Raw genomic sequence first — 24,823 nt, 5'->3', positions numbered from 1 at the left:
TAAGCCGGAGGCGTTCATCTCCGGTCGGTATTATGTTATTCTCATTCTTCTTCGCGTTTCGAGACTTGATGTGGGCGCCGTTTTGGTGCCGACGAAGGAGCGGGAATGGAATACGCCGCAGGTGCATTGGCAGTTCTCGGAGTGATCCTCGGTCTCAGATTCCGGTTTCGCGTCTTACTGCCGTTCGTGATGCTGCTTTTCCTGGCGTGCGTGCTGTTCTCCTTTGCCCGTAGCCTCAGTTGGCTCGAGACATTGCTGATAGTTCTGATCTCGCAGGCGATCCTGCAGGGTTGTTATTTCGGCGGACTGCTGATCCGCCGCGCCTTCAAATTCGCTCAACGCAAGCTGCCGCGGTCGTGGTCGGAAAGAGTCCGACTCTAATTGATGCCCGTCCCGGCGCTCGTGCTGTCACTCCATGACACCGCCTCGGCGCTTCGCCGTCACTTCGCAACGACCATCAGCGAGTAACCACCGAGCAGCCGCACGGCCAGATCGGGCTCAAGTGCGAACATCAGGCGTCGCGGCAACCGCATCAGACGGCTTGTAAAAGCCTGGTTCGGCAATTCCAGACGGCTTGCCGTATAGCAATGATCGACGATCGTATACCCGCAATCTTCCAGCGTCGCCAACGCCGATTGCTTGAAGAAATAGTGGATGTGCCCCACGTTGCGCCTGAGTTCAGCAATGGGCCAAGCGCGCAAGATCGACTGCGCGGAAAGATCAAGGGGAATGTGAAATATCTTGAACGTCGCGATCGGCTGCAGCTTCTTGATGAACGAGATGTAGTCCTCAACGTGCTCGATCACGTCGATGACAAGAAGGAGATCGAAATTCACGTCAGTCTCGGCCAAGAGATCCTTCAAATAGAACTTCGTATTCGGCGTCTCTTTTCGCGTTGCCCGATCGAACGCCACCGGAGAGATTTCGTAACCTGAGAGACGAGCGGCGGGGAACGCCTTTGCAAGGTTCAGCAGGATTTCACCGGTGCCACAGCCCACCTCGCAGATCCGTTCGTGCGGAAGGTTGTTGCGCTTGATCATCCGCTCGATATGACCGGCTTTCCAGGGCGAGTCTTCCTCATGCCAGGTCGGATTCTTCTCCGCATAGGCCTCGCCCTCGTACATCTCCTTCATCTCTCGTCCTCTTCGGTAAGCCGAGACTCAACTCGATCAATTGCCAGCGTGATGCTCAAGAACGGATTGTCGGAGCGAGTCCGCCAAATCCGAGTACAGTATTCGCGTGTCGTAGCGGCTTCGCACAGTTTCCACCGCGGCTTCTCCGAGCCGCTCCCGATGCGCCCACGCATCCAGGATTCCGGCAGCCAATGACTTGACGTCGCCGACCGGAACAAGCCTGCCATTTGCACCGTCCGTGACGAGTTGTTCGAACGCTCGAATGCGGCTGAGCACCACCGCTGCGCCGCACGCCATCGCCTCCAACACCGCCAAAGCCACGGCTTCGTTGGAGGAAGGCATCGCGTATACGCCGCAGCGACGAAGAAGATCGCGCACCTCGGAGCGTCCCAAAAACCCATGAAATCTCACGCGGCCTGCCAAATGCAGGTCGCTCGCGAGCCGCTGCAACATGTCTTTATCGGGTCCGGTCCCGACGATATCCAGGCTCCACTCCTGCGGCAGTTCGGCCATCGCCCGGATCAGGTCACTGGTACGCTTCTGCTTGTTCGTCAGTCGCGCCACCGTGAGGACGGTCTTGCCGCGCTTCGCCGCGGAATCCGGAAAAAACTCGGAGACGTTGCATCCGTTGGGCTGCAGCTTCGGCCGCCCCCCATAGCGACGGACGATGCGGCATTCATCCTCGGTTTGGCCGTAGCAAAGCCCTGCTCTCCTGAACGCGCTCCGTTTGAAGAGCTTCACAACGCGATCCGACAGGCCGCCGTGATCGGCGCCGACCACAGGCACTCCGACGCGATGCACGAGATGGTCAAACCTTCCGCTCCAATACTCCTGGATGTAGAGCAGATCGATCTTGTCCGCGATCATCGCCTCGCGAAGAGGTCGCATGAACGCCACGGTGTTGAGGCGCTCTTCCGCGTACAATGACCACCGCGTGAGCCGGCTCAACCGCTTCACCCATACCTGTTCGATCAGCCTGTAGGAGGGATGGAGCGGAAGAAAGCGAACCGCAATTCCGGCGTCTGTCTCATGCCTTCCGCTTTCGCGCAGCGCGGGAATGTAGATGACCGGCCTAACGCCGTTCTCAAGCAGACCTCGGGCATAGTACCACGCCCAATCATTTCGATAGCTCGCCAGATAGCTTGCCCGCGTCTGGCCTTGAATCCCGCCGAAGAAGCCCTCGAACGAGCCGCAACTCAGCAGCATCGCTACGTTGAGGGATTCTCCTCCGCTATCCGCCGATACGTCCGCCGATCGAGCCAAAGAATGCACTACTCTTCCTCTGGTGGAAGCCCTCGACCATGAGAGCTAATTCGGAAAAAGAACTTCCGCCGACTTCGTCTTCAAATCGAAATGCGCTCGCGCATTGCCTGAAATCTCATGAAGGGCCGCCATGCCATCGGGCTCGCTTCAAATATTTCCATCGGACAAGCGGCGCTCGGAGCGCACATACCAACCATCCCATTGCGAAAACTCCTCAAACACGCGTTGGTATCCCTGGCGGGCCAACAGCGCGGCAATGGCGGCTTCGGTTTTCCTATTCTGCTCGACCGAAATCAGCTCGATGACATGGCGCGAAAAGTCGAAATTCTTCAAAATGTCGTATTCGCTTCCCTCGGTGTCGATCGACATATAGTCGATCCTGGTGGGGGCATGGTGGTCCAAGAGGAGCTGATTGAGCGATACGGTCTCGACGTCGATCTCTGCTCCACCGGAACGCACGTCCGCAAAATGGTCGCCGCCTGCAAATTCCGCTACTCCACTTAGCTCGGGGTCGACGGCATCCGTCGTCAAGAATCGAACTTTCCTGCCCGAGGCCGAACTTACGCAGCGGTGATCGATAGCCGAATTGCGGTTCTCAGCGAGTGCCGAGTGCCAAAACGGATTGGGCTCCGCCAGAATGCCTTGCCAGCCATATTCTTTCTCGAGCAACCACGTATTGCTGTTCACATATCCGTTCGTAGCCCCGAACTCGACGAAGAAGCCGCCTCGCCTTTCGCCGAGTTCATGAGCCACCCACAGATCCTGCAGGATTTGCGATCGCGATTGATGCCGGTTCAGGAAGCAATAAGCAAGGAACCGAAACTCCCCCATCTGACTGAAGCGCTCCGTTTCCACTCGCTTCAGGCGGATCGAGTTGAAAAGCATTCTGCGCAGAGAGGTGCTCTCCGCGGCCTTATGCGCTCCATAAGCAAGAGCTGAAATGCCGCGCTTCGTGAGCTGAAGCATTCCTAATCTCCCCGGTCGAGCCAGTCTCGGGAGCGACCGGCATGACACTGACGTGACAATTAAGTATAGGCTTGGTGCAATTTTCCAGTGGCCGCAAAGACCTATGCGACTGGCACGCAAAATGCTATTAGAACCACTGGAACTAGGCAATCGGTCATTTTTGATTTCTATAGGCTTGGGGTTAATTCTCGGGTGTTCGGAAGGGAGAAGCAGGCACACATCTGAGTGGAGAATTGTAAGTCATAGGAGAGTGGAGCTTCCGCGGCTACCATGACACTCAATATATTTTCTGATTTGGCGGTTGGAGCCGATTTGATCTCCACCGACGTATTTGACACACTTTTGCTACGCCGGCTTCGTTCAGAGCGCTCACGAATTGCGCGAGGTGAGCGTCTATTCGGCAAGCTGCTCGCTTCTCGCGGCTGGCGAATTGATCATGACCTGCTCATGAGCGCCAGACTGGATGCCCAGCGGCTTGCATTTCGAGCACTGGACATTCGCGGAGCGGGCGAGGTACGGCTGACCGACATCATTGTCCGGCAATTGGATGTGCTGGGCCTTCCCAGCTCATTGCTCGACGAACGCCTGAGCATTGAGCTGCAGGTCGAGAAAGCCTCTCTCGTCGCCAATAGGCCACTGGCTGCGATCTTGCGCGCGCGCCGTAACGCCGGCGCAAAGATCGTCGCGGTCAGTGACACCACGCTTTCCGCCCAGGCGCTCGCGGAACTCATACGGCACTTCCACGGGCCGGACCTGGTCGACCGCGTCTACAGCAGCGCCGATCACGGGCGCACGAAGCGAGATGGCGACCTATTCCTCACCGTGGCGGAGATGGAGAACACGCGCTTCGACAGGATCCTGCATATCGGGGATGATCTGCAAGCCGACGTGCGGACGCCGTCGGCCCGCGGGATTTCCGTCGTTCACGTGCCTCGTCCTCCTTATCGTCGCTACCGACGAATGGCGGATGCGGCCCTGACCGAAGCCCGGCGCATCGGGGCACGACGAGCACGCGTTGCGAGAGCGGCTGTTCCCAAAGTGGAGAACGCATTCGATTTCGGGAAGTCCGTTCTCGGACCGATCGTAACTCAGTTCTGCCTGCGTATTTGGCTATACGCCGCGCAGGTCGAGACGTGCGACCGGGCAAGCTTGCTGTTCTGTGCGAGAGGCGGGATCGGGATAAGAGAGGTCTTCGAACGCGTGTTGGCAAGACTCGGTTTGCCTCTCTCGATCGCACGCGAAAACATCATGATCTCGCGGCTGATCGCGGCCCGCGCCGCGCTGCTGGTCCAGAGCAGCTCGGCACTTGAAGAACTGGGACGCGAATTTCGAGGAGGCTCGTTTGCGGACGTCGCAAAGGCCTTGGGTGGGAGAACATATCAACTTTCGCCGGAATGGCAGCAGCCGTTCGCGCCGAAGCGCTTCCCAATGCTGCTGTTCGGCAGGTCGGGGAGCGAGGTACTGGCCGACATTGAGCAGCAGAACGCATTGTTCGTTCGGCATTTTGCCAAGCTGCGTGGTGACGCCGCGCGCATCGTGTTCTGCGATACCGGTCTCTACGGCAGTACACAGCGACTGCTGGCCCATGCCTTCCCGGCGCTTCGGATCGAGACCATTCAGTTCGCCCGCGCGAATTACAAAGGCCACGGCGAAGAGCACTTCCCGAAGGTTGCCGGCCTCCTGGTCGAGCAGAACTATTACAGTCCCTTCAATGTGCATTCCTGCGTTTTGCGCTATTGGCATCTGATCGAAAGCTTGTTCGAGCCGAGAATTCCGTCTGTTCGCACCTTCGCGGAGGACGGACCGGACGCGGTGACGGCCAACTGCGGTGAAATCGGATACGGTTCAATAGATCCCAGCCGGGGCAACAGCCTTCTCTCCGGCGCACTCAGCTACGTTGACAGCCTTGCGATCGGTGGCGGCGCCATCGCCTTGCGGGACGCGGAAGCGGCCTGGTTCTGCCTGAAAAGGGCGATCACGCGACCGACATCTGACGAGTTGCGATGCCTGGAAGTTGGCGGCCGGTCCGTCGATTTTGGCCGCTCCGATATGCTTCGCGTCCTGTCGGCGGCATCGCCGAGGCCGTGGCTGAGCAGGCTGGCATCGGTTCGAACCCAATTGTGGCGCGAGGGCGCCATAGCGCGCGAATTTCCGGTGCTGAGATACGCTCTCCTGCCAATGCTCGAGTCTGCTTATTCCCTGCGGGGAATGTTCGCTCGCCAGCGTTAACGGGCACGCAGGTGGAGCGCTCTTGTGCGAATTGGAAGCAAGTTCAACCCGGTATGTCCCCTGCTCTTCGTAGCACGGCCAGCACAGCGAAGCCGTATTCCGCGGCCATGATGATCAAATGAGACGATCACGATTGCACGGCTTGAGACGAGAACTCGCGGAGCATGTCCGATGAGCATAGAGCCGATCGGGTTCCTGACGATCTTGGTCGGCCTGCTGGCGATGCGGCTCGGATATCGCGCCGCGTTTGCCAGTGTGATCGTCGCTGCTCTGTTTGGGGCCGCTGCGGCCATTTTGATCGGCGGAGCAAACATACAGCCGGCACATCTGCTTCTGGGCTTTGCGCTCGCCTCAATGCTCGCGCGGCCGTCCGAAACTGCTGCGGCGGTTGCCGCCGTTCGCTCCGGCCAACCCGGCTTCTGGCTTTTGTGCCTGGTGGTCTATGGGGTGACGAGTGCGATCGTGATCCCGCGTCTGCTCGCAGGCGGTCCGCAGATCGTCCCGTTGGGGACCTCGGAATATGCCAACACCGGCACGACGGTGCCCCTTGGCCCGGTGTCCAGCAACTTTACCCAGTCCGTCTACATGATCGCCGATCTCATTTCTTTCGCACTGACGGTCGCGATCGCATCCACGCAGGCCGGCTTTCGCACGGTGACTTCGGCGGTACTGGCCTTTGCCGCGGGGAACGTTCTGCTCGCAGTGCTGGACATCGGCACCTACACGACAGGGACACAGGCCCTGTTGGATTTCATTCGCAACGCCCAGTACACGCTCCACTTGGATGACGAGGTGTACGGCTTGAAACGTATTGTCGGCTCCTATCCGGAAGCATCCGCCTTTGCCCGCGCAACGCTCGGCGCGCTTGCCTTCACCGGCACGCTATGGCTCTGCGGCCGATATTCGCCATGGACCGGCCCTCTCGCAATGGCCTCGCTGGTCCTCGTCGTGCTCTCTACGTCGTCAACCGGGCTTGCAGGCACGCCGGTGGTCGTCCTGATGCTGTACCTGACGTTGATGCTGCGTGGCGGCTTTCACCCAAGCCGCCCGCTCAGCTCGGCCATCGCGCTGTGCGCGCCAATTGTCATTGCCGCCGTGACGCTTGCCGTGCTTCTCAACGACGCGGCCGCGGAAACGATACGCAACTATTTCGATCTGTTGATCTTCAGTAAATCGTCGTCGGATTCCGGAATCGAGCGCAGCTCCTGGAATGCTTACGCGATCCAGAATTTTTTTGATTCACTCGGGATCGGCGTCGGGCTCGGCACGGTACGCACGTCAAGCTTCCCTGTCGCGCTCATATCGAGCGTTGGCGTGCTTGGAACCGCTTTTTATCTGCTCTTCGTAGCATCAGCGCTGCTGCGACGACGAGGCCTACGAGGCTCGTTTCCCGCGGACGTTCGCATGGCCGCCCGCAATGCCTGCTTGGCACTCATCATCGGAGATACTCTCGCGGCCCCGAGTATCGAACAGGGGCTGCTGTTCTATGTCCTTGCCGGGCTCGCTTGCGCCGAACCCGAGCGCGAATTTCAGGAAATCGAAGTGGCGGCCCATCGACCAGTAGGATTAAGAGCATGAGCTCCCCGGCAAGCTTCGGCGTGAACGGCCGCTATTTGACCCAACCGGTGACGGGCGTTCAGCGCTACGCAATGAACGTGATTGCGGCAATGAACGAAGCCCTTGCCGATACTGCCGAGCAAGCGCCAATCATTGCGCCCGTTTCGGCTCGCGATCCGGGACTGCGGGCGATGCCGCTCATCACCGCAGGACCGCTGAACGGGCATCTCTGGGAGCAGCTCGTGCTTCCCGCACGGTGGCCGGGACGTCTGCTCAACCTCTGCAATACGGCGCCGGCCATCAAGGCGGATCAGGTCGTCTGTATCCACGACACCAACGTCTTTGCCGCACCCGAAAGCTACGGCACGGCCTTTCGTACGACATACCGTCTGCTGCAGCCGCTGCTTGCGCGGCGAGCGGCGAGGATCACAACCGTCTCGGCCGATTCCGCTCGCCAGATCGCGCGGCATCTGCCGATCCGCGCCGCGGACATCGTCGTTCTTCCCGACGGCCATGAACATGCCCTCGCTTGGGATCCCGCGCTTGCACGCGCGGCGCCCTCGATCGTGTCAGAAGCGGGACGCCGCTTCGTATTCGCGCTGGGCTCGCGCGCTCGGCACAAGAACCTGCAGTTGGTTCTCGACATCGCTCCCGAACTTGCCGCGATGGGGCTTGACGTGATCGTCGCGGGCGGAGGCGCCGGGATCTACGCCGCGGAGAAACTGTCCGCTGCGCCAAGTGTGAAGATGCTGGGCTATGTCACCGACCACGACATAGCCTATCTGATGGATCACGCGCTTTGTCTGCTGTTTCCCTCCTGGACCGAGGGATTCGGGCTTCCGATCGTCGAGGCGATGGCGCGGGGCTGCCCTGTCGTCTCGTCCGACCGTGCAAGCATGGCCGAAGTCTGCGGGGACGCGACCCTTCTGGCCGCCCCAGACGATCCCGCCAACTGGGTCCGCCAGGTGCGCCGGCTCGCAACATCGGCAGAGCTGCGGAACGATCTCGCCGGACGCGGCCGCGAGCGAGTCCAAATGTTCTCCTGGAACAAGACCGCCGCGGGATATCTCGACCTCATGCGCGCGCCAAGAACCTATCGTCCACCACAGGCCGCTGAAGATCGGCCTTTGCCCAGCATCGCCGTGGTGATCGCAACGCGGGGGCGCGGCGAGATCGTTACAGCTACGCTCGCTCACCTGCTCAAGACCCAGACGCTGAAACCGGCTGCCGTCATCGTGTCATGCGTCGTCCCGGAAGATGCGGGCACCGCCGCCGACCTGCCCGGCGTCACCGTTGTGCTGGGGGCACCGGGGCTTCCGACTCAACGAAACACGGGATTGGCCGCGCTGGATTCTTCAGTGGACCTCGTGGCCTTCTTTGACGATGATTTCGTGGCCGACGCGGGTTGGCTGGAGGCTGCCGCGCGAGCCTTTCGCGACGAACCCGACGTGGCCGGTTTCACCGGACATGTTGTCGCCGACGGCATCCTGGGACCGGGTCTAAGCTTTGAAGATGCGCTGGAGATTCTCGCGACCGAAAAGCATCCGGTCTCTCCATCTCGGATCGAGCCCTTCAGCCCGTATGGCTGCAACATGGCTTTCCGTCGATCGGCCATTGCCGGCCTGCGATTCGACGAACGGCTCGTGCTGTACGGCTGGCAGGAGGATCGCGACTTCGGAGGATCTGTCGCAAAGCGCGGCGGAAGGCTCATCAAATGCTCGAGCGCGCGCGGAGTCCACATGGGAGTGAAGGGCGGAAGGGTCGCAGGCGATCGGCTCGGTTACTCGCAAATCGTGAACCCGATTTACCTGCTGCGCAAGGGCACGATGACCGGCGCACAGGTCGCAAGGCACATCTTCGGGAATGTGGCCAAAAATCTGATGCGCGCGCCCAAGCCCGAGCCCTTCATTGATCGACGAGGTCGGCTCAGAGGAAATCTCCGAGGTTTCGCCGACGTGCTGAGGGGGCATATCGAACCGGAGCGCGCGGCCGCCATCATGCCTGTCGTTCGAGAGAAACGGACATCTGCCCGGACTGCGCTGTCTCCATCGGAAGGCAGAGGCGATGGTGTTAGCTAGGATCGCGGACGGATCTTGGGATCCGCCTCAACGGTCGTGCCGAGGCGACAGGAGCAGGCGAGCGAGAGATGACTCGCGCCGATCCAGCGCCCGGCCATGTCATACCTGGTTGTCATGAGGAGCGTCGGATGAACAGCTCGATCCCCGGAATACACGCGTGCCTCGTTGCGTTGAGCATTTCTGCCGCGCATGCGGCTCAAGCCGAGACCGCCCAATCCTGCCAGCTTCATCCTGTGCTGCTTGAGGATTTCAACGACTTCAGCATCGCATCCAGCCGGATCGGTCCCGCGCGATGGACAGCCCACACGCCCTGGGGTGGCGATTTCGGCGACGCGAGGTTCGCCGATCCGGGACTGGGAGGGCCGTTCAAGGTTGAGAACGGAATGCTCTCAATCACGGCTCGGAAAGATCGGGAGGGCCGGTGGACGTCGGGCCTGATCGCCGCGGCCGATGCATCCGGCGCCGGCAGCGGGACGCGTTACGGCTATTTCGAAGCGCGGATGAAGATTCCGCCGGGTCCAGGCACGTGGCCTGCATTCTGGCTTGCCGCGCTCAAGCCCGCGAACGTCTCTGACGGCAACGTCGAACTCGACGTTATCGAATATTATGGCCAGTTCACGTCCGTTTATCAGTCCGTCCTGCACATTTGGTACAAGGACCCGCAAAAGCACCGCGGCAATGCCGAGAAGATCAACGTACCGGACGGCTCACTGGTGCAAGACTTTCACACATACGGCGTCGATGTCTCGCCGCAGGCGATCGTGTTCTTTCTCGACCGCAAACCTGTCTGGAGCCAGCCAACGCCTCCCGAACTCGATGGGCCGCTGTACCCCGTGGTAAATCTGGCGCTTGGAAGCGGCTGGCCGATCGATAAGACACCCAATCCGTCCACGCTGCTCGTCGACTATGTCCATGTCTACGGGCGCGACGCCGGGCCTCCGGAAGGGTGTCCTCCGGGGCCTGCTGCTTTGCCGCCGGATGTCCCGAACAAACCCTGACCCTTTCGGACCGAGGCCATACGCATGAAAGCAATGTCATGAAAGTCGCCATCGTTCATTACTGGCTCGTCGGCATGCGAGGCGGCGAGAAGGTGATCGAAGCTCTCTGCGAAATGTATCCGCAGGCCGACATCTACACGCACGTCTATGTTCCGGAGATGGTCTCGGAACGGATCCGCCGCCACCGCGTCATTCCCACCTTCATCAATCGGCTGCCGCGCGCTGCGCGTATGTACAAGACCTATCTGCCCCTGATGCCACTGGCTCTCGAGCAGCTCGATCTCCGGGACTACGATCTCATCATCAGCAGCGAATCAGGCCCAGCCAAAGGCATCATTGCCCCGTCCAGCGCGGTCCATGTCTGCTATTGCCACACGCCCATGCGCTACATCTGGAACATGTATCATGACTATCGAGCAGACGCTGGCCTCCTGGCACGATGCATGATGCCCACTCTCACGCATTACCTGCGGATGTGGGATGTCGCTTCGGCCGCGCGCGTCGACAGCTTCGTGGCGAATTCCGCCACCGTCGCGGACCGCATCCGCCGCTATTATGGCGCAGCCTCGACCGTCATTTACCCCCCGGTCGATACGGAGGCGTTCTCGACAGCGGCCTCATCCGAAATCGGCGAGTACTATCTCATGGCTGGCGAGCTGGTTTCCTACAAGCGACCAGACCTTGCCGTGCAGGCCTTCAATGAACTCAAAATGAAGCTCGTCGTGATCGGGGGCGGCGAAATGCTGGGAGAGCTGCGTCGCCTCGCAGGTCCCACCGTTTCGGTATTGGGACCGCAGCCGTTTGACGTGCTCAAAGAGCACTACGCCCGATGCCGCGCTCTGATTTTTCCCGGTGAGGAAGACTTTGGAATGGTGCCGGTCGAGGCGATGGCGAGCGGGCGTCCTGTTGTTGCGTTCGGACGCGGGGGTGCGAAGGAGACCGTAGCAAAAGGCCACACCGGCGTGTTCTTTGAAAAGCAAACGGTCGAGGCGGTCATAAAGGCCGTCAGGAGCCTCGCTCACATGGATATCAACTCGGAAAGGATAGCAGCCCACGCCAGACAATTCGGCCGCGAACAGTTCTTTCGCAAGATGCGCACCCACATCGATTCCCTGCTCGCCCAACGGTCCGATGCCGCCGAGCCGAAGCTCGCCAGCATCTGACCGGTCGAACGACAGCAGGGAGGACCAATTGAGCCCGATTTCCGATCACGCGCGCGTGCACTTCTTGAGCAGAGCCGCCGCAAATATGTGCTCAGTCAGGCTGGGCCACCAAGCCTTGTCGCGTCTGGGCCGAATTCGTGGTCTTGAACAAGCTCTTGCAGCAAACTAAGGTTCTTCGCTGATTGATCTTGGCGGATCGACCAAAGGGTGAATTCGCGCTATCGTCTGACATCCTGCCGTCAAATTGGACCGTAAGATACCGCTGACGGTCTCCGAAAGTATGTTAGGCTTATTGACTTATACTTGTTTATAAACTCGAGTTGAGGGCCGTGCATGAACATTGCCGGTGGGTTTCGATCCTTCACAGCCGCTGCCGACGCGCCCGATCTCGGAACACGATCTCTCGTGCATCTGCGCGATTTCCTAAGCCGCGAATGGCGAGTCATCGCGCTGGCGACTGCTTTATCGTTGGCTATCGGCGCAGCCTACGTCGCGACCGCGCCTCGCAAATACACCGCGCAAACGGACATGATCATCGACACCAAGAAGATTACTTGGACCCACAGTGACATGTCCGCGGAAACGCGCACTGTCGATGATGCCACCGTGGAAACCGAACTCGAGACGACCAGATCTGAAAGAGTCGCCACGAATGTCGTTCGTCAGCTTAATCTGACCCAAGATCCGGAGTTCGTCGGGTCTGGGCACGGAATCAAGGCCCGCATTCTCGCCCTATTCAGGCGCGGGCCCGAGCAGACGCCATCAAACGACGAACTCATGCGGCGCGCACTTTCCGTGATCAAGGAAAATCTGCGCGTAACCCGATTGGGGCGCAGTTACGTCGAGCAGATTACGTACACATCCCTCGACCCGGAAAAAGCCGCCAAGATCGCGAACACGTTTGCCGAGGCCTATATCGAGGACCAGTTGCAAGCGAAGTATGAACAGACCCGACGGGCGAGTGAATGGCTCGAGAAACGGATTGGCGAGCTCCGCCAGCAGGCCAGCGACGCGTACAAGGCGGTTCAGGACTTCAAGGCCGAGAACAGCATCATCATTGGCGTGGACGGCAAGCTGGCGAGCGACGTCGAGCTGGACCAGCTTGGGATTGCCCTGGCCAAGGCTCGCGCCGACACCAGCCAGGCCAAAGCAAAGCTCGAGCGTATCCAGCGTGTTCTCGAGCAGCGCCCAAACAACACCGATGATTTCAGCATTCCCGACCCGGTCGTCACGGACGCGTTGAGCAGCCCCGTCATCACAAAGCTGCGGCAGCAATTCCTCGATGACCAGAACAAACAGGCGGAATGGAGCGCCAAGTATGGCGCCACTCACATTGCGGTCAAAAACCTGCGCGCGGAAATGGCCGCGCTACAGAACTCGATCTGGGACGAGATTTCCCGCATAGCGGAGAGCTACAAGAGCGAGCTCCAAATCGCCAAGAGCCAGGAAGAAGCCATCGACAAGCGGATGCTTGAGGTCTTCCAGAAGTCCGGCGCGACGAGGCAGGCACAGGTTCGTCTGCGCGAGCTGGAAACTGGTGCCAATACCTACCGCGGAATTTACGAGACGTTCCTGTCGAGATTCACGCAATCCGTGCAGCAGCAGTCATTTCCTTCGACCGAAGCCCGCGTCGTGACCGATGCGCCTGTTCCGCGCGCCCCGAGTTCGCCGAAGATCGCCATAACTCTCGCGTTTGCGGCCCTCTGCGGACTGGGGCTAGGGGTGATGTCTGCGATCGCCCGCGAGCAATTGCTCAACCGCCAGATACATACCCGTGATCAACTGGAAAAGCTGCTCGGCACGAGCTGTCTCGCGGTGTTGCCGGCGATAAGCAAGCCGATCGGCAAAGCGTGGGGAAAAAATTCGAACGCGCTTACCCAGATCAGCGAGGCCCCGCCATTCTCGGCAACTGCTGAAGCGTTACGGTATATCAAAGTCGCAATCGATCTTCACCCGGCTGGAGCCAAGGTGATAGGCATCACGTCGGCGCTTCCCGGTGAGGGCAAAACGACGATAGCGGCTGCGTTCGCGGCTTTCCTGGCAAAGGCCGGCGCGCGCACTCTGCTCATCGATGCCGACTTGCGCAGATCGTCCCTGTCTCGCGTGCTCGGCCATAATGACGGACCGGGACTGATCAACATCATCGGGGATGGCTTGGACTTCGCGGATGTCGTGGTCGCAGACCCGAAGTTCAAGTTTGACGTATTGCCATCTCCCAGCGCGCTCAGGGCTCCCAACAGCGCCGATACGCTGAATGCGCCGGCCATGAGGAACTTGCTGAAGAAGGCTGCCGGTTACTATGACTATGTCATTTGCGACCTGCCCTCAGTCCTGCCCGTGGTAGACGTCAAGGCAACCGCGCATCTTTTCGACGCGTTCGTTCTGGTCGTGGAATGGGGCAACACGTCCACCAATGAAATATTGAACGCGGTCCGCTCGTCTCCGCTTGTCTCCGAACGGCTGCTCGGGGCTGTTCTTAACAAGGCCGACGAGACGTTCATGCACCGCTTCGAGGGCCATTCAGACCGCCGCTACGCCTACTACATGGAAGAGGTGACTGGCGCCGATGAAATAAGCGCCACTGCCCGCAATTAACGATAATCTGGTGCTTTCGACCTGGCCTCTCACGGTCATCGGCAGGCCCTTGCGCGGCGAGAATCAGGTCTGGATTGCAGCACTCAACCGCAAATTGTGGCCTCTCAATTCCTCACGGAATATTTATGCGGCCGCACACTGAGCTTTTTGGCAGTGCGCCAATTATGCCCGCGTCGGACGCCTTCAAATTAAGCAAATTGGCTGCAGGCACGACAGAATCATGACGCGGCCAATTCAACATTATGTCGAATTTCTGCTAGGGTTAACATACGTGATGTTTTCGGTTGCACTGACCGGAAAACCGCGGTCGCTTGCTAAAAATTTAAACTTGTGTAAATTGTGCACCGCGCACTAACCTGTAATTGAGGAAGACGTTAAAATTTTTTGGCGTGCTGGGCGGGGCGTAAATTTGTTTGTAATTTTGCCTGTGGAGTACCGCTATGGCCGATTTGGTCGATACTCGTGGCATATTGCGTTTTATTTCGGCGGATACGCCACATCCGATTGGGTCAGTACCTAAGAGATTGATTGATATTCTTTTGGCGCTGTTAGGAATTTTTTTATTGGCGCCACTCCTGGTGATTTGTTTCGCTGCCACGGTCCTCTCTTCTCCGGGGCCCGCGCTCTTTCGTCATCGCCGTGTCGGCTTCAACGGGAAGACTTTCGAGTGCCTGAAATTCCGGACAATGCGACCGGACGCAGCCGAACGGCTGCAGCGGCTGCTCGATTCCGATCCAACCGCCGCTGCCGAGTGGGAAGCGAGTCACAAGCTGCGCTGCGATCCGCGTGTCACGATGATCGGGGCGTTGTTGCGGAAATCGAGCCTTGATGAACTGCCGCAGCTCTTCAATGTGCTGCGCGGTGACATGAGCATTATCGGTCCCCGTCCCGTCACCGAAGAGGAACTGGCTCGCTATGCGGGCGCGGTCCCCGCCTATCTCGCGTGTCGACCTGGAATCACGGGACTTTGGCAGGTGAGCGGCCGCAGCACGACCACGTATGCCAAGCGCGTCGAGTATGACACGTTCTATGCGGAGAACTGGTCCCTCGCCCTCGACACCAAGATCCTGATCGTCACGATCCCCGCCTTATTCTCCGACGGCGCCTATTGATCGGCTCCGTCATGCTCAATTACGTCAAAGGAGGAACGGGGTTGAACACCTCTGGTCAAAGCCGCGTGCTCGCGCACTCGCATATGCAAGCGCAACCGAGTGCACGAGACTCCAAGTCTTCGTTCAGACCAAACGATCAAAAGATCATCATGTATCTGCTGGCCGGCCTCATCGTGTCTGCGATGGCAGGCTGGCTCGGCTTCATAGGCTGGGGCCTTGTCGTAGTGGTTAAACGGCTGCTGGCTTTCTGAGCTGAAAGCCATTCGTCAAGGGAGAGAATTAACGATGAGCGTCCATTCTCCATCTAGCGGTCGCGCAGCTTTCGAGCCAATTTGTTCGAACTGCAAGACCGTGGCGGTGACGTTCGACTGCGCCGAAGGAGCATTGGACGATACTCCTGTCTTTTGCGGCAATTGCGGTCGCTTGCGCGGGCAGATCGGCGCCATCAGAAGATTGGCTCATCAGCCCACAGCTCAAGTTGGCTCACGGCGCTGAAACGAGCTGATGCCCAGTCAGATCCAGCTCGAGGTCTAAGAGCATGTCCGGACAACCCGCTGTCCTTGTAACCGGAGGAGCCGGATACATCGGAGCGCACGCCTGTAAAGCGCTCGCAGAGGCTGGCTTTTCCCCTGTCTGCTACGACAGCCTCGAAACCGGACACCGCGAGTTCGTGCGTTGGGGCCCGTTCGTACACGGCGACATCCGCGACCAGGCAAAGGTCACGGAAACCCTGCGGCATCACCAAATCGTGGCGGTGATGCACTTCGCGGCCTTCAGTCTCGTCGGCGAATCAGTCGCCGACCCGCAAAAATATTATCAGAACAACCTCGCCGGTACGCTGACGCTGCTGGCGGCGATGCGTGAGGCTGGCTGCAACCGGCTGGTCGTATCGAGCACGGGGGCCGTGTATGGAGAGGTCCCGAGCGGCCTGGTGAGCGAGGCGCGGGAATGCAAGCCGATCAATCCTTATGGCGCCTCGAAATGGATGGTCGAGCGGCTGCTGGCTGATTACCAGTCTGCTTACGACCTGACTGCATTCTGCCTGCGCTATTTCAACGCATGCGGCGCTGACGAGTCCGGCGCGATAGGAGAACACCGAAAGGCGGAGACTCATTTGATCCCTCGCGCCATGATGGCGCTCCAAGGGCACCTGGCCGAGTTCGCGATATTCGGCGACGACTACCCGACGCCGGACGGCACCGCGATCCGTGACTACATTCACGTCACAGATCTCGCCGATGCTCATGTGAGTGCGCTACGGCTTCTGCTCAAAGGCCACAAGGGAGGCAGCTTCAATCTCGGGACTGGATCCGGCTTCTCGGTCCGGCAAGTGCTGGCAGCGATTGCCGCAGAGACCGGCCGCGAGGTGCCGCGGACCATTATGCCACGTCGCCCCGGTGATCCGGCCGAACTCGTCGCTGATCCGTCGCGCGCGCGTAGAACGCTCGACTTCTTGCCCGCTCGCTCGGATCTGAGGACCATCGTTCGCTCCGCCTGGGCCTGGCACCAAAAGGCCCATCCGCGCATAGGCTGAATAAAATTGGCTGCCGTGGCCGGGCGCGACAAACCCTACTGGGCCGAATAGTTGCCGCTGCGGAGTGCTGCTTCGGCCTTTACCGTCGAATCGCGCGCGGTCGGCTGATAGTCAAAGCCGCCTTGACGACCGATTGACTCGATCCCGAACGCGCGCAGTTCGGCAATAGCTTTTCGTGCACGCTCATCGGCATTCTTCGTGTAAATCGGATAAGCATTCTCGAGCGTGTGGGAGCCCTCGAGGTGCAGATCCCCCGCAAACAAGCCGTTCCTGGCAACATGCTCTCTGAAGTCGCGCTCGGCTTCGGCCACATCGCCACCGACGCCATCGGCGTTGACCTCCACGGCAAAGAATTCCCGGCCGCGGCACCTTCCATAAAAATCCGAATGAACGGTTAGACGCTTCCACGCCCCTTGGTTTGAAAAATTGTACAAGATCGATTGGTCGAAGCCACGTATGCCCGAAAAGCTGAAAAACAGGCTTATGAGCGTCACCGTATGAAGGTCATCTTCCGCTGCAATTCCACAAAGCCTCTGGGTACTGGTGAGAGGGATGGTGGATACAAGACGCCGGCACGCAACCTCGCGATTCCCCGCGACGATGGCGAAACGGTCATCTTCCTTGCGAATGCGATCGAGCTTGGTGCCGAGGAGGAATTTCGCGCCCTGCCGCTCCAGCCGCTCCATCGCGCGCTGATAAAGATAAGCAAATCCCTCTCTTGGCCGGGCAAGCTGCCGATTGGTCGGAGGCTTGGGAGGAGACATCAATTTTCGGACAAGGTTACGCAAGGTTGCGTGCTCCTTGATCCATAGCATGCGCTTCTCTGCGAATTTGATGTCGACTTTCTCGGCGGGGACCCCATAGAAGCGGTCCACATAATGTTCGAGGCCGGAGCGATCAAACAACCTGGCCCCGATCCAAAAGGTCGCAAAATCCCTCGCGTTGGCCATTTGGCGAGGAATTAATCGGGCAAGAAGGACGGAAGACAGGATGCGGAACCACTCGACGGGTCCGGCAAGGAAAAGGTCATCCCTAATTGAAATGGGATAGTGAGTAACGATTCCATATGGAGTGAGTCGGCCCCAGGACGGGTTTATCGGAACGTAGAGCGGCAGCAGTTCGGGAAAGTGCGCCAATAACGGCGAGTCATCCTGGAAAATGTAGCTGCCAACATCGAATGTATAGTCACCAATTTGGCAGTCGATGTGATTCCCGCCGCAGTGAGAGTACTCGTCGACCACGAGTACGTTCTGAGCTCCCTGCTGAAGTAAAATCGAGGTCGCAACAAGACCGCTGATCCCAGCGCCCAAGACGATTGCATCGAAGCGATCGAGGTCAACGCTGTCAGCGATCATGGCGCTAGGATGCATCCTCCCCAGGGAGATCGTTTGGCTCGAAAACGAAGATGGCGGACAACGAAAGTGAGAACGAATAAAAATTGTAGGATGAAAAGCAGTTGATGAATACTACTTTGTGATCCGCGGCCGACGCAAGCTAACATGCTCGGGAAAGGCTAGCCCGGCACCGACGATGTCGCACTGGCTTCCTGCTCCAGTTCCGTATTTCACTCGCTCCGCCCATGTTCGGCCGAATGCGTACTCTGTCCGATAAGTGCATGTTTGCGTAAGGCAATCGCTGAACCATCGATGCACTCGAGGGAGCCCGCGCGGCTAAGAGTGTGCAACCGCCACCCTGGCCAGTGACGATCAGGCCTGATCACCCGTTCGACCACCTGCTCAAATCCGGCGTCATCGATACGAGTGACCCTGGCAAGCCCGAGCGCGGCGCCGTAGCGTCGCTCGCAATCCTGGACCACTCGCCACAGTACTCCGTTTCGGAGTACCGCCGGCCCCGCCGAGCGGGCGGATTTACCATCGATCAGCACCGGATTTCCGACATGGGGTAGCCAGGGGCCGAAGAGAGATTTTGCTCGAAAGAGATGCAGGGCATCAGAAATTGCTCCTCCGCCGCTCGCCACCGTCGTGAACAGCCAGAACCAGTCGTCGACTTGTACGATGATACTATCGCTGGCCTCGATGTCCGTTAGGAGGTCGGCTTCCTTGACCCATCGCGACGGAAAGCCCTCAGCCCTGTACAGCGATATCGTGCGGTTCTCCAAGCTCTCCGGCAGCATCCAGAGCGCTTTCTGGTGTTGGAATAGGTAGGGAAACGAGAGGTGCCACGGCTCTCTCAAAACGGGCATGATGTCACCCACCGGCCCGCGGGAATCAAATGCCACCGCCGAGATCTGTCCCTTGCCTCGCCGGTGATCAAAGTCCTCAAAAAAGAGGCAGGTCCTGCCTTCCCATGTTGCGGGAAAGGGATCGGCAAAAAAGCGAAACGGCTCGTTGCGCAAGACACTCCAGGCCGTGCCACCGAGGTCTCCGCGGCTCCAGACATCATCGTCTGCAACAAAACGCCAGCCGATGCGCCAATGTGGAGAGTAGAAAATGCGACGAAAAACGGATCGTCCGACCGCTTTCGCCAAGTGAGGAAGCAGGCTTCCAATCGACATAAATTTCAACCAAAATGGTGGATGTGGAGATATTATAGTTTTCGGACTGTTTGATTAATCAAGCTATTTCCAGCCCACGCGATGAAAGTCGTTCATATTGCTCCGCACTTCAATAATTGCGGCAACGGCGTCGTGAACGTGGCCGTCGATCTCGCCTGCATGCAATCGCGGATCGGGATCGATGTCGTCTTTGTAGGGGCGGGCGGTTCCTTCCGTGAGTTGCTTACGCGGGAAGGAGTGACCGTTCATTCGATCGAGGTGAGTTCAAAACGACACCTTTTCTCGACGTACCGCAACTTGCGCCGTGTCGTCAGCGAGTTCGATCCCGACATCGTGCACGCTCATATGATCCCGGGCGCGCTGTTTGCTTATGCTCTCAAACGCGGCACCCGCTTCAAGCTCATTACGAGCGTGCACAGTTCAGGACGTTTCGGCACGCCGCTGATGTCGGTTGGAGATATCTCGATTTGCGCCAGCAACTATCTCGCTGCCGAGATGCGTGCGCGCGGAATACCTTCGCGGAAGATCCGTGTCGTGCTCAACGGACCTTTGGGGTCGCCGCGCGAATCTGCGTCGTCCAGGGACGTCGCCCTCAAGCGTCCGGCAGTGATCACGATTGCAGAATTGGTGACCTTCAAGGGTCTAGGTGACTTGATCGCGGCCTTTTCCATGGTGGCAGCCAAGTCGCGCGAAGCCCATCTTTACATCGTGGGGGCCGGCCCCGAACGCTCCAAATTCGAGCGTCAGGCGCTCGCGAGTTCTTGTGCGGACCGCATCACTTTCTGCGGTTCGCTGGCGGATCCAGCATCCCACCTTCGAAGCGCGGACATATTCGTTCTCGCGTCTCACCGCGAGGGTTTTGGCCTGGTGCTGGCAGAGGCGCGACAAGCGGGCTGCGCCATCATCGCGACCGAAACGGGAGGCATTCCGGAGGTCCTGGACCGCGGCTCGGCAGGCATTCTGGTCCCTGCGCATTCCCCGGCTCGCTTGGCCGAGGCATTGACCCATCTGATTGAAGACGCCGATCTGCGGCAGACCTGGCGTGCCAACGCCAGTCGCAATCTTGAATGGCTCACATGTCTACGGGCGACCAAAGAAACGCTGTCGGTCTACGCTGAGGCCTGCGGGGTATGCGCCTGACGTTCTCACCTCGTCTCCGTAGCCTGCGTGTTCCTGCGATCAGGGCCATTTGCGAAATTCGGAGCCACTGTCTCCCCCGACATCTGCCGGGACGCTCATGCATCTTCGGTCTTCCAGGACTTTGTGATCCTAATCACACGCTATTCGAGGCAGCCGATATACAGTCCCTCCATTCTAGACTGGCTCCCAGGAAACCGAGATGGATGACGATTTTTGCCGGGAACGGGCGAGGACCGTGCGCGCCCTTGCCGAGAATGCCGATCCCCTCATCAAGAAGCGCCTGCTTGATCTGGCCAGACATTACGAGCGGCGCCTTGCGATCGGCAGAAATACCATCGGCGCAGGGGAGGAGAATGCCACAGGCCAGGATCAACTGTCATGATCGCGGGTTGTTCTTGATCGGCTGTCTTGGGCGTCGGGCTGAGGCCAGACTCGCTCGCGCGCACGTTAAGGCGCGATCAATTTCTTACGGATGGCATAGCGTACGAGTTCAGCGGTCGACGACATCCCAAGCTTGCGCATGACCGATGCGCGATGTGTTTCCACCGTCTTCACGCTAAGATTCAAGATTGAGCCGATCGACTTGTTGGTATGCCCCTCCGCAATGAGCTGGACCACGTTCTGCTCTCGCAATGTGAGGAGCATCTTGGACTTGTTTTGCTTGTTGTGCTGATAATCGTGGAGCAATTTCTCCAGCAATGCGCTGGTAAAGTACGGCCGATGGCCGAGCAATTCCTCGATCGCGGAAATGAGATGCTTCTTGGCATCCGATTTGAACAGAAATCCACGGACCCCGGCCAGAACGGCTTCGGTCAGAATCTCCTCATTCTCGTTCATCGTTAGAATGAGCACTTCCGTGCGCGGACGAAGCGACCTGATGCGACGACTGACCTCCAAGCCGTTCATAATCGGCATCGAATAGTCGACGATCGCGATGTCGGGCTTGGTTTGCAACACCAGCGCAACCGTCTGCTCACCGTTGGCGGCTTCTCCGGCAACAACCCAGTTGGCATGAGACTCGACAATCGCGCGAAGCCCGGAACGCACGACTTCATGATCGTCCGCAATCAAGATGCGTTTCACAGCGCCGTTCCTGGAATGCTTTCCCCCTTTGGGGTCGGGGCGACAACCGCCAGCAAGACCGGCCTATTAATGCTGATCGCCTTCCGAAGATTTATCCTGTTAAACCCCTATAATTCGTGGTGATTGTACCGACGCCAGTGCGCCAGCCAGCCGACCAGCCCCCCTTCGGTCAGTGGCGCTGTCATGCTTCCACCAGCTTGGCGCGAACCGCATATCGGACCAAGCCGGCCGTCGAGTTCAGGTCCAGCTTGCGCATCGCCGAGGCCCGGTGCGCCTCCGTCGTCTTTACGCTGAGGTTGAGGATCGCGCTGATGCTCTTGTTGCTGTAACCCTCAGCCACCAGTTTCACGACAAGTTGCTCGCGCGGCGACAGCGCTTGGTGGCCATTCCCGGCCCTGCTCGATCCGCCATTCGACTCGCCCGAGAACCTGTCGGTCCAGAACGGCTTATGCGCCAACAGGGACTCAACCGCTCCCAGCAACAGTCTGTTCGCATCCGACTTCGCCAGGAAGGCCCGGGCGCCCGCCTGAAACGCCTGCTGTGCAAGCAAACTGGAGCTGTGCACGGTGAAAATCAGCACTTCGGTCTGCAGCGGATATTCTCTGATCCGCCGCGCAACTTCGACTCCCGTCATGCGCGGCATGGAGAAATCGACGATCGCGACATCGGGGCGATTCTCGATTGCCGCCGAAAGCGCCTTATTGCCGTCGTCCGCCTCGGCCACCACGGACCAATCGACATGTTGCTCGAGAACCGCTCGCAATCCCGTCCGCACGGCTTCATGATCATCGGCGATAAGAATCCGTTTCATCTCGGGACTCTCCTACTCGTTACGCGGTCCTGTCTTGGACGCGGTGCGGATTTTCACGTATCACCGCGGCCACCGGCGATCAGCTCCCCTGCATCACGACGTGCTGGTGTGCTCCGTTATGACGAACCCGGTTTTGGAATCGGCTTCGTTGCTTCCTGGCAGATTCATCGGGAAACACGGCGCACAATGTGGTCCCTGGACGCCCGGCTTCCGGCGCGGATTGAATCTCAAGCCGGCCTCCCAGTTGCCGCAACCTGACTTGCATGGCGGGAATGCCGACGCCGGGGTACGTCGCTCTGGCGCCGCGCCGCGCCCGGCTAACAGGCATTCCGCGCCCGTTGTCGCTTATTTTCAACCGGAACTGACCGCTCTTCGCGTCGATCTTGATCTCGACCTCCGTTGCTTTGGCATGTCGAAAGACGTTCGTGAGCGCCTCTTGAACAATTCGCAGCAATGAGTGCTGCTTCTCGTGAGGCAGCCGATCAATCTCGGATGAGATCTCAGTCGCAACCTTCAACGAAGTGCGCGCCGCGAAGCTGCCGGCATATTGTTCGATCGTTGCTTTTATCCCATCCACCGTCAGATCCTGGGGATGCAGCAAATAGGCAAAAGCCCGAATTTCCTTGAGCGCCCGATCGATCGACGTGTCAATTTCGTCGCAAACCCTGTCCGCACCGGCTGGATCGCGCAGAATGGCTCGAATTCGCATGACGCTCAGGCTGGCAGCGATCAAATGCTGACAAGTTGAATCATGAAGGTCGGATGCGATCCGCTGCTGTATGCCCTCCTGAATAGAAAGCAACTTGGCATCCGTGTCCGCGTAAAGCTCGGAATCACACTCACGGTCGCTTTCGCTCAATGTCCGGTGACAGCCGATCAACCTGACAATCTTGCCTGTCGTGGGATCGTAGATCGGACTGACGACGGTTTCGACGTCTCGGAGCTGATGGCCAAACGAGAGGTGCTGCCGGATTCGGACTTCGGTGCCTTTGTCCAAACAGCCGTCGAGGACATCCCTGATGGACCTCGCATCCTCCCTGCACAGGCAGTCACGGATTTCCGTCTCGCGGATCTCTTCGGACGACATTCCGAGGAGAGTTTCGAGCGCCGGGTTGATGGCTTCGTAGACAAATCGCCCTCGCGATGACGGGCGCACGGTAAACAGACAATCCGCAGCGTGCGTCCAGTACAGCCGATCACTCGCTTCGTACAAACCGATCCCTGCACATTGTTGGGCGTTGATCCGATTGAGTCCGTAAGCGGAAGAGTTGCGTGGCTTCACGGCGCGCCCCCTTTCTCCTGTGACTCTGCACGCGTGTCGGGGCAGGTAGAATTATAACACCCTCAGGTAGAGCCACACCAACATAAATTCGTCTCTGCGGTCACAACCTGAGCCTGCGACTGATTCATGCCGGCACGTAGCGACCGTCTCATGCAGAGTTCGACCGAAGTCATTGACGCCGGCATTGCTGTTCCCGTTCAGTTCCGTCGGACGCGCGGAACGCAAGCTCCTGGCAGTGGACACTCGTCGTTCCGCTGGAACACGCGGCAAGGCTCGATTGGGTAGCTCCCAGATTTTTGGAAAAGTTCGCGCGCGCAGCGAAAATGCGGTCGTGTGCGGATCCATGTGCGGCACGCGCCGATCTGAACGAACGACGGGCGGAATAACGCGGCTAGCGGCTGCTCCCGCCACTCGTGCTGGACCTGCTCTTTGCCGTTGCACCTGACGCGGGCTGTTGGCCCGACGGCGCGCTCTTCGCTCCGACTAGTAATCCACGGGATCGCGAATGATGGGGCAGGTCATGCAGTGGCCACCACCGCGGCCGGGGCCGAGTTCGGCGCCGACGATCGTGATCACCTCAATCCCCTCCTTGCGCAGCAGGGTGTTTGTGTAAGTGTTCCTGTCATATGCAAAGGCGACCCCAGGGGACGCACAAACAAGATTCGCCCCGCTGTCCCATTGCGTTCGCTCGCGCATATACGCGTTGCCGCCTGTCTCGACGACCCGCAGCTTCTTCAGACCAAGAGCCTCCGCAACCACGTCCACGAACGGCTTATCGTCCTTTCGCAGCTCTATGCCGGCCGCATTGTCGGCCGGCCGATAGGAGAAAGCAGTGATGTTGTTGACGATATCGGGATAGATCAGAACACGATCACGATCGGCAAATGTGAACACGGTGTCGAGATGCATCGCTGCGCGCAGCTTGGGCATGGCAGCGACGATGACGCGGTCGGCCGCCCCCTTGCGGACATTCGCCGCGTGCTCCGAGCATGGCACGGTCCGCGCCATGCGATTTGCTGCAGCTACTTCCTACACACAAATCCGGATGTCCGAGCAGGAAAGCCGCCGATAAGCTTTGCCTTGATCGGGACGCGGAAATCCCGTGTCCGCGCTTTTGCTGGGCCCGCCGACCGCTTGCGGGAAGATCGTGAACTGTGATGGCACCGATGTCGAATGGAAACATTGCTGTTCCTGCTCGCGAAACGCGAACGGAAGCAGCGGATATTCAAGCCTATCGAAGCTGGCGTGTTTACCCGCGACCTTGATCGCCGGATGTGCCGGAGTCTACGCCTTTCGCGATCGGAGCCATTTCAATTTGATTCGCTGGGCAGCAGCGCAAGGAAACAGCGATTTGGAAGCTGCGA

20 protein-coding genes and 1 pseudogene are annotated in these 24,823 nt (G+C 59.1%); 12 read left to right on the top strand and 9 right to left on the bottom strand.

What is annotated here, in order from left to right; genetic code table 11:
• Nucleotides 1–105 precede the first annotated feature (105 nt).
• Nucleotides 106–381: a hypothetical protein gene (locus P6U23_RS05595; protein WP_407178575.1), complete on the top strand. Its 276-nt coding sequence runs from the start codon at nt 106–108 to the stop codon at nt 379–381.
• Between the two features lie 59 nt (nt 382–440).
• On the opposite strand, the gene P6U23_RS05590 is transcribed toward P6U23_RS05595, so the two are convergent.
• The 3 genes from P6U23_RS05590 to P6U23_RS05580 form a co-directional block, all read right to left on the bottom strand.
• Nucleotides 441–1,133 carry a class I SAM-dependent methyltransferase gene (locus P6U23_RS05590; protein WP_407178574.1) on the bottom strand — a complete coding sequence of 231 codons (693 nt, stop codon included), beginning with the start codon at nt 1,131–1,133 and terminating at the stop codon, nt 441–443.
• Nucleotides 1,134–1,169: 36 nt separating this feature from the next.
• Nucleotides 1,170–2,339 (bottom strand): glycosyltransferase family 4 protein, encoded by a 1,170-nt coding sequence (locus P6U23_RS05585; protein WP_407181342.1) that lies wholly within the window; start codon nt 2,337–2,339, stop codon nt 1,170–1,172.
• Between the two features lie 204 nt (nt 2,340–2,543).
• Nucleotides 2,544–3,362 carry an FkbM family methyltransferase gene (locus P6U23_RS05580; RefSeq protein WP_407178573.1) on the bottom strand — a complete coding sequence of 273 codons (819 nt, stop codon included), beginning with the start codon at nt 3,360–3,362 and terminating at the stop codon, nt 2,544–2,546.
• Between the two features lie 447 nt (nt 3,363–3,809).
• Here P6U23_RS05580 and P6U23_RS05575 point away from each other — a divergent pair, with 447 nt between their 5' ends.
• The 9 genes from P6U23_RS05575 (at nt 3,810) to galE (ending at nt 16,628) form a co-directional block, all read left to right on the top strand.
• On the top strand, nt 3,810–5,591 hold the full coding sequence (locus P6U23_RS05575) for a hydrolase (protein ID WP_407178572.1): 1,782 nt from the start codon (nt 3,810–3,812) through the stop codon (nt 5,589–5,591).
• Nucleotides 5,592–5,762: 171 nt separating this feature from the next.
• Entirely contained in the window at nt 5,763–7,169 is a 1,407-nt protein-coding gene (locus P6U23_RS05570; RefSeq protein ID WP_407178571.1) for a hypothetical protein, read from the top strand.
• Entirely contained in the window at nt 7,166–9,226 is a 2,061-nt protein-coding gene (locus P6U23_RS05565) for a glycosyltransferase (RefSeq protein ID WP_407178570.1), read from the top strand. The genes P6U23_RS05570 and P6U23_RS05565 overlap by 4 nt, the downstream gene beginning before the upstream one ends.
• Before the next feature lie 128 nt (nt 9,227–9,354).
• On the top strand, nt 9,355–10,224 hold the full coding sequence (locus P6U23_RS05560; protein ID WP_407178569.1) for a glycoside hydrolase family 16 protein: 870 nt from the start codon (nt 9,355–9,357) through the stop codon (nt 10,222–10,224).
• 38 nt (nt 10,225–10,262) lie between these two features.
• Nucleotides 10,263–11,387: a glycosyltransferase gene (locus P6U23_RS05555; protein ID WP_407178568.1), complete on the top strand. Its 1,125-nt coding sequence runs from the start codon at nt 10,263–10,265 to the stop codon at nt 11,385–11,387.
• A gap of 333 nt (nt 11,388–11,720) precedes the next feature.
• Entirely contained in the window at nt 11,721–13,982 is a 2,262-nt protein-coding gene (locus P6U23_RS05550) for an AAA family ATPase (RefSeq protein WP_407178567.1), read from the top strand.
• 440 nt (nt 13,983–14,422) lie between these two features.
• On the top strand, nt 14,423–15,094 hold the full coding sequence (locus P6U23_RS05545) for a sugar transferase (RefSeq protein WP_407178566.1): 672 nt from the start codon (nt 14,423–14,425) through the stop codon (nt 15,092–15,094).
• Nucleotides 15,095–15,105: 11 nt separating this feature from the next.
• The gene (locus tag P6U23_RS05540; RefSeq protein WP_407178565.1) at nt 15,106–15,345 is read left to right on the top strand and encodes a hypothetical protein; all 240 of its coding nucleotides are present in this window, start codon (nt 15,106–15,108) and stop codon (nt 15,343–15,345) included.
• 287 nt (nt 15,346–15,632) lie between these two features.
• Nucleotides 15,633–16,628: a UDP-glucose 4-epimerase GalE gene (gene galE, locus P6U23_RS05535; protein ID WP_407178564.1), complete on the top strand. Its 996-nt coding sequence runs from the start codon at nt 15,633–15,635 to the stop codon at nt 16,626–16,628.
• Nucleotides 16,629–16,663: 35 nt separating this feature from the next.
• Here galE and P6U23_RS05530 read toward each other — a convergent pair whose 3' ends face one another.
• Together P6U23_RS05530 and P6U23_RS05525 are read right to left on the bottom strand one after the other, a co-directional pair.
• Nucleotides 16,664–17,983: an NAD(P)-binding protein gene (locus tag P6U23_RS05530; RefSeq protein ID WP_407178563.1), complete on the bottom strand. Its 1,320-nt coding sequence runs from the start codon at nt 17,981–17,983 to the stop codon at nt 16,664–16,666.
• Nucleotides 17,984–18,192: 209 nt separating this feature from the next.
• Nucleotides 18,193–19,116, bottom strand: a complete 924-nt coding sequence (locus P6U23_RS05525) for a hypothetical protein (RefSeq protein WP_407178562.1) — start codon at nt 19,114–19,116, stop codon at nt 18,193–18,195.
• Nucleotides 19,117–19,281: 165 nt separating this feature from the next.
• On the opposite strand from P6U23_RS05525, the gene P6U23_RS05520 reads away from it, so the two are divergent.
• Entirely contained in the window at nt 19,282–20,283 is a 1,002-nt protein-coding gene (locus tag P6U23_RS05520) for a glycosyltransferase family 4 protein (RefSeq protein ID WP_407178561.1), read from the top strand.
• A gap of 199 nt (nt 20,284–20,482) precedes the next feature.
• Nucleotides 20,483–20,665, top strand: a complete 183-nt coding sequence (locus P6U23_RS05515) for a hypothetical protein (RefSeq protein WP_407178560.1) — start codon at nt 20,483–20,485, stop codon at nt 20,663–20,665.
• A gap of 65 nt (nt 20,666–20,730) precedes the next feature.
• Here P6U23_RS05515 and P6U23_RS05510 read toward each other — a convergent pair whose 3' ends face one another.
• From P6U23_RS05510 to P6U23_RS05495, 4 genes and pseudogenes are all read right to left on the bottom strand, one after another.
• Nucleotides 20,731–21,366 (bottom strand): response regulator, encoded by a 636-nt coding sequence (locus P6U23_RS05510; RefSeq protein WP_407178559.1) that lies wholly within the window; start codon nt 21,364–21,366, stop codon nt 20,731–20,733.
• A gap of 181 nt (nt 21,367–21,547) precedes the next feature.
• Entirely contained in the window at nt 21,548–22,177 is a 630-nt protein-coding gene (locus tag P6U23_RS05505; protein WP_407178558.1) for a response regulator, read from the bottom strand.
• A gap of 79 nt (nt 22,178–22,256) precedes the next feature.
• Nucleotides 22,257–23,459, bottom strand: a complete 1,203-nt coding sequence (locus P6U23_RS05500; protein ID WP_407178557.1) for an ATP-binding protein — start codon at nt 23,457–23,459, stop codon at nt 22,257–22,259.
• 483 nt (nt 23,460–23,942) lie between these two features.
• Nucleotides 23,943–24,428, bottom strand: a pseudogene (locus P6U23_RS05495) (arginine deiminase family protein); the annotation flags it as partial.
• Nucleotides 24,429–24,823: the final 395 nt, after the last annotated feature.

It is taken from the genome of Bradyrhizobium sp. STM 3562, from assembly GCF_045571435.1.
Taxonomy (GTDB): domain Bacteria; phylum Pseudomonadota; class Alphaproteobacteria; order Rhizobiales; family Xanthobacteraceae; genus Bradyrhizobium.
Note: the sequence above shows the minus strand (reverse complement) of the source record. Positions and strands in the feature narration are given on the sequence as shown.

Excerpts from the sequence above, each read along its gene's own strand:
- P6U23_RS05595 (WP_407178575.1), top strand. The coding sequence starts at position 106 with ATGGAATACGCCGCAGGTGCATTGGCAGTTCTCGGAGTGATCCTCGGT.
- P6U23_RS05590 (WP_407178574.1), bottom strand. The coding sequence starts at position 1,133 with ATGAAGGAGATGTACGAGGGCGAGGCCTATGCGGAGAAGAATCCGACC.
- P6U23_RS05585 (WP_407181342.1), bottom strand. The coding sequence starts at position 2,339 with ATGCTGCTGAGTTGCGGCTCGTTCGAGGGCTTCTTCGGCGGGATTCAA.
- P6U23_RS05580 (WP_407178573.1), bottom strand. The coding sequence starts at position 3,362 with ATGCTTCAGCTCACGAAGCGCGGCATTTCAGCTCTTGCTTATGGAGCG.
- P6U23_RS05575 (WP_407178572.1), top strand. The coding sequence starts at position 3,810 with ATGAGCGCCAGACTGGATGCCCAGCGGCTTGCATTTCGAGCACTGGAC.
- P6U23_RS05570 (WP_407178571.1), top strand. The coding sequence starts at position 5,763 with ATGAGCATAGAGCCGATCGGGTTCCTGACGATCTTGGTCGGCCTGCTG.
- P6U23_RS05565 (WP_407178570.1), top strand. The coding sequence starts at position 7,166 with ATGAGCTCCCCGGCAAGCTTCGGCGTGAACGGCCGCTATTTGACCCAA.
- P6U23_RS05560 (WP_407178569.1), top strand. The coding sequence starts at position 9,355 with ATGAACAGCTCGATCCCCGGAATACACGCGTGCCTCGTTGCGTTGAGC.
- P6U23_RS05555 (WP_407178568.1), top strand. The coding sequence starts at position 10,263 with ATGAAAGTCGCCATCGTTCATTACTGGCTCGTCGGCATGCGAGGCGGC.
- P6U23_RS05550 (WP_407178567.1), top strand. The coding sequence starts at position 11,721 with ATGAACATTGCCGGTGGGTTTCGATCCTTCACAGCCGCTGCCGACGCG.
- P6U23_RS05545 (WP_407178566.1), top strand. The coding sequence starts at position 14,423 with ATGGCCGATTTGGTCGATACTCGTGGCATATTGCGTTTTATTTCGGCG.
- P6U23_RS05540 (WP_407178565.1), top strand. The coding sequence starts at position 15,106 with ATGCTCAATTACGTCAAAGGAGGAACGGGGTTGAACACCTCTGGTCAA.
- galE (WP_407178564.1), top strand. The coding sequence starts at position 15,633 with ATGTCCGGACAACCCGCTGTCCTTGTAACCGGAGGAGCCGGATACATC.
- P6U23_RS05530 (WP_407178563.1), bottom strand. The coding sequence starts at position 17,983 with ATGATCGCTGACAGCGTTGACCTCGATCGCTTCGATGCAATCGTCTTG.
- P6U23_RS05515 (WP_407178560.1), top strand. The coding sequence starts at position 20,483 with ATGGATGACGATTTTTGCCGGGAACGGGCGAGGACCGTGCGCGCCCTT.
- P6U23_RS05505 (WP_407178558.1), bottom strand. The coding sequence starts at position 22,177 with ATGAAACGGATTCTTATCGCCGATGATCATGAAGCCGTGCGGACGGGA.